This is a genomic window from Dermabacter sp. p3-SID358, from assembly GCF_025147465.1.
GTDB lineage: Bacteria > Actinomycetota > Actinomycetes > Actinomycetales > Dermabacteraceae > Dermabacter.
In genome coordinates this window covers 151568-164165 of record NZ_JALXOZ010000002.1, presented here as the reverse complement: position 1 = coordinate 164165, position 12598 = coordinate 151568, and the positions used below count along the sequence as shown (strand labels likewise).

General features: G+C 61.9%; 10 protein-coding genes, 3 tRNA genes and 1 pseudogene. 10 read left to right on the top strand and 4 right to left on the bottom strand.

All coding sequences use genetic code 11. The features are described 5' to 3' along the window. Position 1: 1 nt before the first annotated feature. Positions 2-75 (bottom strand) — tRNA-Gly (locus M3B90_RS02195). 82 nt (positions 76-157) lie between these two features. Here M3B90_RS02195 and dcd point away from each other — a divergent pair. The 8 genes from dcd to M3B90_RS02155 all read left to right on the top strand — a co-directional run bounded on the left by dcd (position 158) and on the right by M3B90_RS02155 (position 8075). Next, on the top strand, positions 158-760 hold the full coding sequence (dcd, locus tag M3B90_RS02190; RefSeq protein ID WP_259888416.1) for a dCTP deaminase: 603 nt from the start codon (positions 158-160) through the stop codon (positions 758-760). Further along, entirely contained in the window at positions 757-1527 is a 771-nt protein-coding gene (locus M3B90_RS02185; protein WP_259888415.1) for a hypothetical protein, read from the top strand. The genes dcd and M3B90_RS02185 overlap by 4 nt, the downstream gene beginning before the upstream one ends. Positions 1528-1634: 107 nt before the next feature. Further along, a complete protein-coding gene (locus tag M3B90_RS02180; protein ID WP_259888414.1) occupies positions 1635-4553 on the top strand; it encodes a Na+/H+ antiporter subunit A in 2919 nt (972 codons plus the stop codon). After that, entirely contained in the window at positions 4543-5124 is a 582-nt protein-coding gene (locus tag M3B90_RS02175) for a Na(+)/H(+) antiporter subunit C (RefSeq protein ID WP_259888413.1), read from the top strand. The genes M3B90_RS02180 and M3B90_RS02175 overlap by 11 nt, the downstream gene beginning before the upstream one ends. Beyond that, the gene (locus M3B90_RS02170; RefSeq protein WP_259888412.1) at positions 5121-6686 is read left to right on the top strand and encodes a Na+/H+ antiporter subunit D; all 1566 of its coding nucleotides are present in this window, start codon (positions 5121-5123) and stop codon (positions 6684-6686) included. The genes M3B90_RS02175 and M3B90_RS02170 overlap by 4 nt, the downstream gene beginning before the upstream one ends. After that, positions 6683-7246 (top strand): Na+/H+ antiporter subunit E, encoded by a 564-nt coding sequence (locus tag M3B90_RS02165; protein ID WP_259888411.1) that lies wholly within the window; start codon positions 6683-6685, stop codon positions 7244-7246. The genes M3B90_RS02170 and M3B90_RS02165 overlap by 4 nt, the downstream gene beginning before the upstream one ends. Continuing rightward, on the top strand, positions 7246-7533 hold the full coding sequence (locus tag M3B90_RS02160) for a monovalent cation/H+ antiporter complex subunit F (protein ID WP_259888410.1): 288 nt from the start codon (positions 7246-7248) through the stop codon (positions 7531-7533). Before M3B90_RS02165 ends, M3B90_RS02160 begins: the two co-directional genes overlap by 1 nt. Continuing rightward, positions 7530-8075 carry a monovalent cation/H(+) antiporter subunit G gene (locus M3B90_RS02155; RefSeq protein WP_259888409.1) on the top strand — a complete coding sequence of 182 codons (546 nt, stop codon included), beginning with the start codon at positions 7530-7532 and terminating at the stop codon, positions 8073-8075. Before M3B90_RS02160 ends, M3B90_RS02155 begins: the two co-directional genes overlap by 4 nt. 89 nt (positions 8076-8164) lie before the next feature. Here M3B90_RS02155 and M3B90_RS02150 read toward each other — a convergent pair whose 3' ends face one another. Further along, positions 8165-9841 (bottom strand): formate--tetrahydrofolate ligase, encoded by a 1677-nt coding sequence (locus M3B90_RS02150; RefSeq protein ID WP_259888408.1) that lies wholly within the window; start codon positions 9839-9841, stop codon positions 8165-8167. Between the two features lie 183 nt (positions 9842-10024). Here M3B90_RS02150 and M3B90_RS02145 point away from each other — a divergent pair. Next, positions 10025-10219 (top strand): annotated as a pseudogene (locus tag M3B90_RS02145) (YdeI/OmpD-associated family protein); the annotation flags it as partial. A 119-nt stretch (positions 10220-10338) separates the two neighbouring features. On the opposite strand, the gene M3B90_RS02140 reads toward M3B90_RS02145, so the two are convergent. After that, positions 10339-10411: transfer RNA gene (locus tag M3B90_RS02140), tRNA-Phe, on the bottom strand. Positions 10412-10597: 186 nt separating this feature from the next. Further along, a tRNA-Asp gene (locus tag M3B90_RS02135) sits at positions 10598-10671 on the bottom strand. A 371-nt stretch (positions 10672-11042) separates the two neighbouring features. Between M3B90_RS02135 and M3B90_RS02130 the strand changes: the two genes are divergently transcribed. Next, positions 11043-12578 carry a hypothetical protein gene (locus tag M3B90_RS02130; protein ID WP_259888407.1) on the top strand — a complete coding sequence of 512 codons (1536 nt, stop codon included), beginning with the start codon at positions 11043-11045 and terminating at the stop codon, positions 12576-12578. Positions 12579-12598: the final 20 nt, after the last annotated feature.

Below are 12598 nucleotides of genomic sequence, written 5' to 3'. Positions count from 1 at the left end.
TTGGAGCGGATGACGGGAATCGAACCCGCGCTGTCAGCTTGGGAAGCTGAAGTTCTACCATTGAACTACATCCGCGAATGTGCCTCACCAGTGTAGCCGTCTGTTAGTGCACCTCCAAACTCATGTGGGGGAGAAGACCTCACGTTAAGATAGATGCGTGCTTCTCAGTGATCGTGATATTCGCGCGGAAATCGAGGCGGGCCGCATCGGCATCGCCCCCTTCGGCGACGAATTTATTCAGCCCGCTTCGGTGGATGTGCGCATCGACCGCTTCTTTCGGCTTTTCGACAATCACAAGTACGCGATGATCGACCCCGCGAAGGAACAGGCCGAGCTGACGCGCCTCGTCGAGGTCGATCCGGACCAGCCCTACGTGCTGCACCCTGGCGAATTCGTGCTCGCTTCGACCTATGAGACCGTGAGCCTCCCGGATGACATCGCCGCGCGCCTTGAGGGCAAGTCGAGCCTCGGCCGCCTCGGGCTTCTCACGCACTCGACGGCGGGCTTCATCGACCCGGGTTTCGAAGGGCACATCACTCTCGAACTTTCGAATATGGCAACCCTCCCCGTGGCGCTGTGGCCAGGTATGAAGATCGGCCAGCTGTGCTTCTTCCGGCTCAGCAGCTCGGCGGAAAAACCGTATGGTGCGGAAGGGAACCTTAATAGGTACCGGGGCCAAAGGGGTCCGACGGCATCTCGCTCGTACATGAACTTTCATCGCACGCAAATCCCCGCGACACCAATGGAGGATGCCCAGTGACGCACACCCTTGTTCTCGACCAAAGCTACGGCCTTGATGATCTCTTCGCGCTCGCTCTCAATCGTTACCCGCTTGCGCGCAAAAAGAAGAAAACGATTCGCGTGAGCGACACGACCACGCTCGTGTGGCACCCCTCGAAAAACGAGGCGAGCATCGAGGTCCCCATGCATCGCGAGAGCGGGCCCGCTGAAATTCCCGATGGCTACGGATTCGATTCTGCTTTTCCGAATGGCGTGCCGGCAGGGGAGGAGCGCGAGATTCTCGAATTCGCGCTCAACGCCGTTCGTCGCCTCGGCGGCAAGCTTGTGACCGATACGGGCCACGAGCTTTCCCCGCATCAGTTCATGCAGCCCGGCCTCAAGGTCGTTGCAGGCTACGAGCTTGCGCCCAAGGACCTACTCGAAATCGTCCACACGATCGTGAAGGAAGCGGAGATTGTGGGCGAGCCCCAAGGGTTCCCGTATGAACTCTCGGCGCCGATTTTTGCGCACGCCGATCTCGTGGTGGAAGCATCGACGCTTGAGGAAGACATCCCCGCGATCGAGCACGTCGAATGGGTCAAGGAAGGTGCAGCCCTCTACACGGTCGTGTATCGACCGGACGATCTCTCGACTCTCGTGAGCGAGAAGCCCGAGCCGTCGCAAGTGCGTGAATGGCGCGAAGCATACCTCGGTTGTAGCGCCGTGGCGCGCGCGATCTGGGATGAAACTGGAGGGTTCATTCTTGATCACGAGAACTACCTCGTGGAGCCGAACGAGCTGTTCTAACGCGGCGCGCGGCTCGTCCCAATGAATGGGACGTGCGCGGTAATTCGTTGCTGTTTTGATAGGGTTAAGCGTCCCCGCACCGCAACTACGAGGACGGAAACTCCCGCATGATCATTGCCATCGCTGCGCATTTTGCGATGGCACTTCTTGTGCCCTTCCTCGTGAAATGGTGGCGCCAGAAAGCCTTCGTGCTCATTGCCCTCGTTCCCGCGCTTACCGCGGCCTCTCTTCTCTCGCACTCGCCGGCGGCACTGGCTGACACTCCCGTCGTAGAGTCCATTCCGTGGATCCCGCAATTCGGTATCACGCTGAGCTTTATGCTCGACCCCCTGTCGTGGCTGTTCGTGCTCATCGTTTCGGGCATCGGCACCGTGATCATGCTGTACTGCTCGCGGTACTTCAAAGAAACCGAGCCCTCACTCGCGCGCTTCGCGGGTGTGTTCACGGCGTTCGCAGGGGCCATGCTCGGCCTTGTGCTTGCCGACGACGCGATGATGCTGTTCGTGTTCTGGGAGCTTACGACCGTGTTCTCCTACCTGCTTATCGGCCATTACGTCACGAAGCAGGCCTCACGCCGCGCCGCGATTAACGCGCTCATCTCGACGACCGCGGGTGGCCTCGCTCTCATGGTCGGGCTCATCATGCTTGGAGTTGAAGCGGGAAGCATGCGGATCTCCGAGATCCTCGCTTCGCCCGCCTTTGCCGCGGTTTCGCCATACCTCGTTGTCGCGCTCGTTCTCGTGCTTATCGGTGCCGCGACAAAGTCAGCGCTCGCGCCGGGGCATTTTTGGCTGCCCGGTGCAATGGCCGCGCCCACTCCGGTTTCGGCGTACTTGCACGCCGCGGCCATGGTGAAGGGCGGCATCTACGTGCTTTTGAGGTTCGCCCCGCTCCTGGCAACCGTCGGACCTCTCACGATTGTCGTTTCCGCCGTGGGAGCCGTGACCATGCTCCTTGGCGGGTGGCGCGCACTCAGGCAAACCGACATCAAGCTCCTGCTTGCGTACGGAACAGTGTCCCAGCTCGGTTTCATGGCGGCGATTGCCGGAATCGCGACTCCCGAAGCGGTCTTCGCCGGCGCCATGCTCACCCTTGCCCATGCACTCTTCAAGGCGCCGCTCTTCATGAGCGTGGGCATCATCGATAAGTGCTACGGCACGCGTGACCTGCGTGAACTTCACGGCGTGTTCAAGGACCTTCCGATCGTTGGCGTCGTCGCCCTCGTGAGTGCCGCATCCATGGCGGCCTTTCCGCCACTCTTCGGGTTCGTCGCCAAGGAAGCCGTGTTCTACACCTTCGCCGAGGGGGAGCCGTGGGGTCTTGGGATCCTCGCGGCAACCGTCGCGGGATCCGTGCTCACCGTCGCCTACTCGTGCCGTTTCTTCTTCCACGTGTTCCCCGGCGCGAAGGGCGTCAAACACAAGCAGCCCACGCTGCGCTTCCAGCTCATTCCCGCAATTGTGGCGGCCGCGAGCCTCGCCGCGGTCGTTCTCGCGCCCCAGCTTGAAGTGCTCGCGACCCTCATTGCGGGAGGGTCGAGCGCCACGGTGGGAGAGCTCGGCCACCTCGCCGTCATCCCCGATCACGTATCGCTTCCGCTCCTGTGCTCGCTCGCGGCGCTCCTCTTTGGAGCGTTGCTTGCCTTCGTGCACGCGCCGTTTGAACGCTTCCAGAAAGCGGTGAGCCCGCAGCGCACTGCCCTCGGGCGCTGGTGCGATGCCGAAAGGCTTTTCCGCGCCTCGATGCGCGAGGCCGATTCGCTCGCCGTGCGCACGACCGCCCTCTTCCAGCGAGGCTCGCTCCCCGTTCACCTCGGCACGATCTTCCTTGTGTTCGTCGTGATGCTCGCGGGCGGCATCGCCTTCACCGGGAAGGCCCCCGATAATCTCGTGCTGTTCGCACACCCGGCCGAAATCGCCGTGGTGGGCTTTGCAGCTCTCGCCGCGCTCGGTGCCGCGCGCGCACGCCGCAGGCTCAGGGCGGCACTGTTGATCTCCGGCACGGGCTTCGGCGTCGCACTCCTGTTCATGACGTACGGCGCGCCCGATGTCGCCGCGACGCAGCTTTTCGTCGAGTCGATGATGACCGTCGTTCTCGTGCTGGTGCTTCGGCGCCTCCCCGCGCACTTCTCGATCCGACCGCGGCGTTTCGATCAGGTCACGCGCTGGTCGATCGCGATTCTCGCGGCCGTCGTGATCGTGACCGTTTTTGCGTACGCCGCGGGCGCGCGCATCACCGCGCCAATCGGCCCCGAACTCATCGTGGCGGGCTACGAGATTGGCAAGGGCCACAACGCCGTCAACGTCGCGCTCGTGGATGCGCGCGTGTGGGACACGATGGGCGAGATCGCCGTGGTCCTCGTCGTCGCCTCCGGCATTGCCTCCCTCATCTTCGTGCAAAAGCGCGAGCAACAGATTGTGCGCGTGGGAGATCTCGAAGAAGACCTTTCGATTTGGCGAAGGACCTCCGACGCTTCCATCCCCGAGAACACCCTGCGGTTCCACGATGAAGCCGAGGACCTCGAGGGCAATCGCGGCGCTACGTGGCTGCTCGCGAGTCGCACCCTCGCGCCCGAGCGGCGCATGGTCGTCCTCGAAGTGATCACGCGCCTCACGTTCCCCATGCTCATGGTGCTCAGCATCTACCTGCTGTTCGCGGGCCACAACCTTCCCGGTGGTGGTTTCGCCGGTGGCCTCGTCGCGGGTCTCGCGATCACCCTGCGCTACCTGGCGGGTGGTCGATACGAGCTCAACGAGGCCGCTCCCGTGCAGGCCGGGGCGCTCCTCGGCGTAGGAATGGTGCTCGCGCTCTTCACGGGTCTCACGCCGCTCCTCCTCGGCGGAACCGTGTTCCAAAGCTACGTGTGGATCGGGCACCTGCCCGTTCTCGGCGAAATCGAACTCGCGAGCGCACTCGTGTTCGACATCGGCGTGTACCTCATCGTCGTGGGTCTCGCCCTCGACGTTCTGCGCACGCTCGGCGAGCAGATCGACAGGCACCAGGAGGCTGAGCTCGATGCACGTTAGCCTCCTCATTCTGCTCCTCGCCGCGGTGCTCATCGCGAGCGGCATCTACATGCTTCTCGAGCGCACGCTCTCGCGCATCATCATGGGCGCGGTCCTCGCGGGTAACGGCATCAACCTGCTGTTCCTCCTCGCGATCGGCACTCCCGGAACGCCACCGTTCGAAGGTGAAGGCGCGGTCGACAACATGAGCGACCCCCTTCCCATGGCAATGGTGCTCACCGCGATCGTCATCTCGCTCGCCCTCACGGGCTTCGGAATGGCGCTCTCCTATCGCTCGTGGCAGCTGTTTGGCCACGACGAGGTCCCCGACGACGTCGAGGACCTTCGCGTCGCCGATCGCTCGCGCCGGCTCGTGGAGCGGCACCGCAACGAAGTCATCGAAAAGGTGGGCTTCGAGGCCGACGAGCAGCGCAAGGAGCGCGAACAGGCGCGCATGGAAGAAGAAGCCGAGAAGGCCCGCGCGAATGCGAACGACGACCAGAGCGACGACATTTCCGACGACTTCACCTCCGACGAGGACGTTGAGCAGAGCCTGACCGAAAGCGACCCTGACGAGGAGGAGACCCCGTGAGCCCCGAGATCCTCCTCGCCGCCCCCGTGATGCTTCCACTTCTCGGGGCTGCCTTTGCGCTCCTCACGCGTCACCGCACCCACCTCCAGCTCGCCGTGTCGATCGGCACGCTCAGCGTGAATCTCGTGATTGCGGCGCTGCTCATGTACTGGATCAACGAGAACAACATCCTCGTGCTCCAGATTGGCAAATGGACGCCCACCCTCGGCATCGTGCTCGTCGCCGACCGGCTCACGGGCCTCATGCTTTTCGTGTCCTCGTTCGTGACGCTCGCCGTGCTCGTGTACGCAAGTGCGCAGACGATCTCCGAACACATCGAATCCACGCCGATTGCGATCTTCCACCCCTCGTACCTCCTGCTCGTTGCGGGCGTCTCGAACGCGTTCCTCGCTGGGGATTTGTTCAACATGTACGTGGGCTTCGAGATTCTCCTCGCCGCCTCGTTCGTGCTGCTCACGCTCGGCGGGTCCGCAAGCAGGGTTCGTGCCGCGACGACCTACGTGATCGTGTCGATGGTGAGCTCAATGCTGTTCCTTGTGGGAATCGCGAGTTGCTACGCAGCCGTCGGAACCGTGAACCTTGCCGAGATTGCCGTGCGCATGGACCACGTTGACCACCACGTGCGCCTTCTGATCGAGTTCGTGCTGCTCATCGCGTTCGGCCTGAAGGCGGCCATCTTCCCGCTTTCCGCGTGGCTGCCCGACTCCTATCCCACCGCGCCCGCGCCCGTGACCGCGGTGTTCGCGGGACTTCTCACGAAGGTCGGGATTTACGCGATCATTCGTCTCGAGACTCTCTTGTTCCCGGAATCCGAGATCTCGATCGTGCTGCTTGTCGCAGCCGGATTCAGCCTCGTGATCGGTATTCTCGGGGCGATCGCGCAGACGGACCTCAAGCGCGTGCTGTCCTTTACGCTCGTGAGCCACATGGGCTACATGATGTTCGGTATTGGCATTTCCTCGCAGATTTCGATGACGGCGACCGTGTTCTACGTGGCCCACCACATTACGGTGCAGACCACGCTCTTCCTCACGGCCGGCCTCATCGAGCACGTCGGTGGCACCACGAACCTCGCGAAGCTCGGCGGACTCGCGAAAGCTGCGCCGTGGCTCGCGATCCTCTTCTTCATTCCCGCAATGAACCTCGCCGGCGTGCCGCCCATGAGCGGCTTCATCGGCAAGGTGGGGCTTGTGATTGGCGGTATCCACAGCGGTGGCGTGCTCGCCTGGATCCTCGTGGCGTTGAGCGTTCTCACGTCGCTTCTCACGATGCACGCGATTGCGAAGGTGTGGAACCGCGCGTTCTGGCAGGAGACGCCCGAACAGATCGCGAAGAATAAACCGGCGACTCCGCTGCTCATGAGCGGATCGACCGCGATTCTTGTGGCGTTCTCGCTCGCTCTTACGGTCTTCGCGGGCCCGCTCATCGGCTATAGCGAAGGGGCGGCCTCCTCACTTCTCGAGCGCGCACCCTACGTGAATGCCGTGCTCGGCGATGACGCCGCAGATCGCCTTGTGTTCAACATCGATCACGGTGGCGGAGGGCAGGTGACGCCCGAATGACACGTTTCGCACATCGCTTACGCGACCTCCCCTCCCACATCCTCGGCATCATTGGGGGTGCTCTCGCGTGGTGCCTCCTCTGGGGCGAATTCAGCGTGCTGAGCATCCTCGGCGGGCTCCTTCTCGGTGCCGCGGTCTACGTCATGTTCCCCGCGCCCCCGCTCAGCCGTGAGGTCACGCTTCGCCCCGTGAGTGCCCTCGTGTTTCTCGTCGTCTTCGCGAAGGACCTCGTCGCGGGAAGCATCCAAGTTGCCCGCTACGCCCTGCGTCCCTCTGGGAGTCCCGGTTCGAGCGTGATTGCCGTCCAATTACGTTCGCGAAGCGACCTGTTCCTCTCCTTCACGGGTATCCTCGCGACCCTTATCCCCGGCTCTGTCGTGGTTGAGGCGCAGCGCGCCACCGGAACCCTCTTCTTTCACGCGATTGGCGTGACCACAAAAAAGCAAATCGAGGCGCAGCGCGCGAGCATTCTGCGGCAGGAAAAGCGGCTTTTGCGGGCATTTGCCTCACGCGACATCCTTGAAAGCGCCGGGTACAGCGCAAAAAGGGGGCGTGGCTGATGTTTGACGCGATTCTTCTTGGCGCGGCGATCGCGCTGGGCCTCATTTCTCTTCCGATCGTGTACCGCATGATCGTGGGCCCCACGATCATCGACCGTGCCGTTGCGCTTGACATGCTCGTCGTTCAAGCCGTCATGGGGCTCGCCCTTTATGCGGCATGGACTGGCACGAGCTTCGCGATCATCCCGGCGCTTGCCCTCACCGCGACCGCCTTCATCGGCACGCTCGCGCTCGCAAGGTTCGTTGCCCGTGCCGACGTGCCCGAACGGAAAGGCGGTGAGGAGTGAACATTCCGGAGATCATCGGCTCGACCCTCATAATCCTCGGCGTGATCATCGCGGCGATTGCCGTCGTGGGTCTCATCCGCTTCAATGACGTTCTCTCGCGCATGCACGCTGCATCGAAGCCGCAAACGCTCGGGCTCGTCCTCGTGCTCGCTGGCGCTGGGATTGCCTCGAGGTCGTGGGCGCTCGCGGGCATGCTTGCACTTGTGCTCTTCGCGCAATTCCTCACGATGACGGCCTCGAGCGCGATGCTTGGCCGTGCGGCGTTCCGCCGTGGCTTCCTGCTCGGAAGTGATTACGCGTTCGATGAACTCACGCCGCGCCTGTCCATTGGAGGCGAAGGCGATGACGACGATGATGGCTTCATCGATCCGGAGGCGGGGGCGCACCCCGATACCGAGAGCGAAGAGGCCCTGCCCACGAACGTCCTCACGCACACGATGGGGCTTGAGCTCGCCGACCTCAAGGAACATTTCGACGAGGACGAGCTCGAAGAAAGCGAAGATTCGCGCTCAGAAACGGGGGAGTCCCACAGCCGGGAGTGAGCGATGTTCCGACGCTTGCCGGTTAACGAAGGAGCGCGGGTGGCACGGATGCCACCCACGCTCCTTGCTTAATGCGGAGAATGGAACTCTTAGAAGAGGCCGATCGCGTTGCCGTCCTCATCGACGCCCATGCGAAGCGCCGCGGGTTCCTTCGGGAGGCCCGGCATGGTCATGACCGACCCAGTGAGGGCGACGACGAACCCTGCACCGAGGCGGGGGATGAGGTCGCGAACGTGGAGCACGTGGCCCTCGGGCGCGCCGAGTTTCGTCGGGTCGTCGCTGAACGAGTATTGGGTCTTCGCCATGCACACGGGGAGCTTGTCCCAGCCGTTCTTCTTGAGTCGACGAAGCGCCGCGGGGGCGCTGTCAACGTACTGGACCTCGGATGCGCCGTAGACCTCCTTGGCGATGGTCTCGATAGCGTTCTCGACGCCGTCTTCAGGCTCGTAGAGGTGGTGGAAGTCGCCGGCCTCATCGATCGCGGCGAGCACCTGATCGGCGAGGTCGAGGGCGCCCTCGCCGCCCTTCGCCCACACTTCGGAGAGCGCGGCCTTGTAGCCGTTCTCCTTCGCCCAGTCGAGAACGGCCTTGAGCTCGGTCTCGGTGTCGGACGGGAAGCGGTTGAGGGCGATCACGGGCTCGAGGCCAAACTTGCGAATGTTCTCGAGGTGCTTGCGCAGGTTCGCGGTGCCCTCGAGAGCCGCGTCGACGTTCTCGGTCTCGAGCTCGTCTTTCTTGACGCCGCCATGCATCTTGAGGGCGCGCACAGTCGCGACGAGCACGACCGCGTCGGGCGAGAAACCGCCGAAGCGCGACTTGATGTCGAGGAACTTTTCGCCGCCGAGATCCGAACCGAAGCCGGCTTCGGTCACGGCGATTTCACCGAGCTCGCGCGCGAGGTTGGTCGCGATGATCGAGTTGCAGCCGTGAGCGATGTTCGCGAACGGGCCGCCGTGCACGAGGGCGGGGGTGCCGCCGAGGGTCTGCACGAGATTCGGGTTGAGGGCGTCCTTGAGGAGCATCGTGATGGCGCCTTCGACTTTGAGATCGGCGACGGTCACGGGCTTGCGATCAAACGTGTAACCCACGACGATGCTCGCGATGCGCTTCTGGAGGTCCTTGAGGTCGGTCGCGAGGCAGAGGATCGCCATGATCTCCGAAGCCACAACGATGTCAAAGCCGTCTTCGCGCGGCATGCCCTGTGCCGGGCCGCCGAGGCCCACGACGATCGAGCGAAGCTCGCGGTCGTTGACGTCGAGAACGCGCTTCCACTGGATGCGGCGCGGATCGATGTTCAGCGGGTTACCCTGCTGGATCGAGTTGTCGATGAGTGCCGCGAGGGTGTTGTTCGCGATCTGGATTGCGTGGAAGTCGCCCGTGAAATGGAGGTTGATGTCTTCCATGGGGACGACCTGGGCGTAGCCACCGCCGGTCGCGCCGCCCTTAACGCCCATGACCGGGCCGAGCGAGGGCTCGCGGAGCGCCACGACGGTTTTCTTGCCCTTGAGGGAAAACGCGTCGGAGAGGCCGACAGTCGTCGTCGACTTACCCTCGCCGGCGGGGGTCGGCGAGAGAGCCGAGACGAGCACGAGCTTCGCCTTCGGCTTGTCGCTGCTCTGGTCGATCTTCTTCATGTCGACCTTGGCCTTGGTCCAGCCGTAGGGGATGAGGGCCTCGTTCGGAATTCCGGCGGCCTCGGCGATCTCGGTGATCGGCTTGAGAGTGTGGGCCTGAGCGATCTTGAGATCAGGGTTTTCGGATGCCATGGGGCAAATCTCCTTTGATTCTTCTCGGTTGCTGCGGGGCGTTCGTCCCTCACTGTGACCTAGCAAACGTGAAATTCTCTGAGCGTGCCAGCGCTTTGCCGCCTCGCGCGGCATCCCCGCTCCCTCCTGTGACCGAAATTCCGGAAATCTGGTGACTGTGCAGGGGAGGCGTAGGCTCGCACCATGACTACCTCTCTTCCTGGCGGCGCCGTTCACGAGTTGCCCGTCGATCTCGCCGGGGCCCTCGAATCCGATCAGGTTGCACGAGAGGCCTGGCTCGACATCACAGCCCTTGCGCGCAACGAATTCATCTGCTGGGTTGAGGACGCAAAAAAACCCGAGACGAGGGCGCGCCGCATTCGCCGCACGTGCGAAGAATTGAACGAGGGTAAGCGGCGCCCGTGCTGCTGGCCCGGATGTGCCCACCGCGAGCGGAACGGGAGGCGTAGGTGCATACAAAAATCCCCCGCCCGGGGCGACTCGGCGGGGGATTGCTGTGGCTCCGACGGGCGTCGATCCCGTGACCTCTCGATTTTCAGTCGAACGCTCTACCAACTGAGCTACAGAGCCTGAAGTTCCAGAAGGAACAGCGAACAGCCTACCAGTGCCCGTGAGTGCGCGCGAAATCAATGTCGGTGGGGGAGAGGTAAGACACGTTCACTCGAGCGCCGGCGAGGGTAAGCCAGGCCGTCGTGTTGGGGCGGTGTCGGGGTATGGAAAAACCCCCTCAATTTTCGAGGGGGTTTGTCGCATTTGCGACCCTGACCGGGCTTGAACCGGCGACCTCCGCCGTGACAGGGCGGCACTCTAACCAACTGAGCTACAGGGCCTTTTTCGTCGTGCTCTCGCTTTGACTCGAATTACTCTACACAGCCTTCCGCCCGAATGCCACCTGAAAGCGGAGAGGCTCGTCACACCCGCGATTCTGCTGGTCTTCGGCGGCTTGGCACAATAGGCGGGGTGAGTGCCAGCGTGTAGTTCGAGACGTGGATATCCTCGAAATGGAGCGCGCGAGGGTGGGACGTGTCACTCTCGAATTGTCCTCGCCGGTTGCTGAACGGCCAGTAGTCTGTGGAGTGCAGATCGATGGTGGCATTCTCTCGATTCATCGGGCTGTGAAAGGATCATGGACTGCAGCTTTTTGCGTGGCTGCAACTGAAGGCGAGCGATTTCGGTGAACACTTGGCGGTCCCGCCCTCCGATGGGTCCTTACTCCGATCCAAAGCAGGAGCGGATTGAAACCTCCAACGGTAAGTTATGGCTGCGCCGAGGAGCGCTGTTGATCATGGCGATGCTGTTGGTTTGGAGTATTTGGTCATCTTTGGGGGTCGGAGACCTCGTTGCAACGACGACAGCGAAAAGCCACGATGACGCCCAACTCATCCTCGACGAAGCGATAGAAGGCTCTGTTCTCGGGTTCCTCCTGCCCGTGGATGTTTCATTGCTTTTATGTGTTCTCGCCGCGGTTATCGTGCAAGCTGTCATCCTTTTTGCCCTTCCGCGCCGTCGTCTAATCACTGGTCTCAGCCTCACCGCTTTCGGGGGCATTCTGCTTACGTTCGGGTTGTCATTCTTGAAAGTGTCGACTTTCGTGCCGCTTTTCATTTCGGGTACAGGGGTGCTGTTCCACGACCTGGATCAGCGGCAGATGCAGGAAAGTGATGTTGAGGTGTTGGCCTCCGAGGTTTGGGATCAGACGACTAGCCCTCAGATTGCGCGACTCCAGATTCGTAACTCGTCAGGGGTTCCTTGGCAGTCTGCAGAGTTCGAAGTTGACTTCGTCGATGCTGACGGAAATTCATGTGAGACGCTTCCGGTTGAAGTCGAATATTTGGCTCCAGGACAGGACACGAGCATCGTCATGGAGCGACACGAGTACAGCGAATGCATCGATGCGACCCTCAGGGTGCAAGGGCTTCATTACGATCTCGATTCACGTTCTGAGATAGCACAGGAAGACTACGTGCGATCACCACTTGTGTCGGCTATTGATCCACGCCCCAGGGTGGAGTCGATCGTTGACGGAGCGCCCGCACTGGCACCGGCCGCAGATGAAGGGCTTGCCGAGACAGTTGAGGTTGAGGATTTTGTAACCGATGTGAAGATCTACCGTCTTCCTGATTTTTCCTCGCGTTACAACTACGGCATCACTGGGGTGGCTGGGTCTGAAGTCTCGAGACTGAAATTCCTCATGGTTCTTGCCGATGGGACGGTCGAGTCGGTGCAGGCCGAGGATCCTGTCGACGGGATCTTCCAAACCGGTGAAATCTCGCAGGATGAACCACCAAGGGAGTGGATTCTCTGGGAGGTAGACGGTGTAGAGGTAGGTCCGACTATTGCTGGAACGCGTGGAGCTTACGATGAATCAACTGCGGAGGCATGGGCTTCCCCCGGCTTTAAAGGAGATAGCGACGCCCAATCTGGAGCGACTGGAGATCAGTCCGCGGAATCGATCTTCTCCGAGGTGAAGATTGTCGAGGATCCCTTCGGCCCATCGTATGCGAACATCACAGTAGAGGGTAAGGTCTCTGATGAATCTGTAACCTCTGTCAGCTTCGTGCTCTATACGGAGGACGGTGAGGCTCTTGATAATGTGCTGACTGCTCGTGTTTATGAGGGCGGGAAATTTAAAGCGCACCACCACAGTCCCGTGGAGTTGGGGCGTTATAAGAAATGGGTTCTGGTGAGCGTCAATGGCGGACCGGTACCCAAGGGGGTTCCCGACACCAAAGGATGATTGCTCTCATGCTCCTGGAA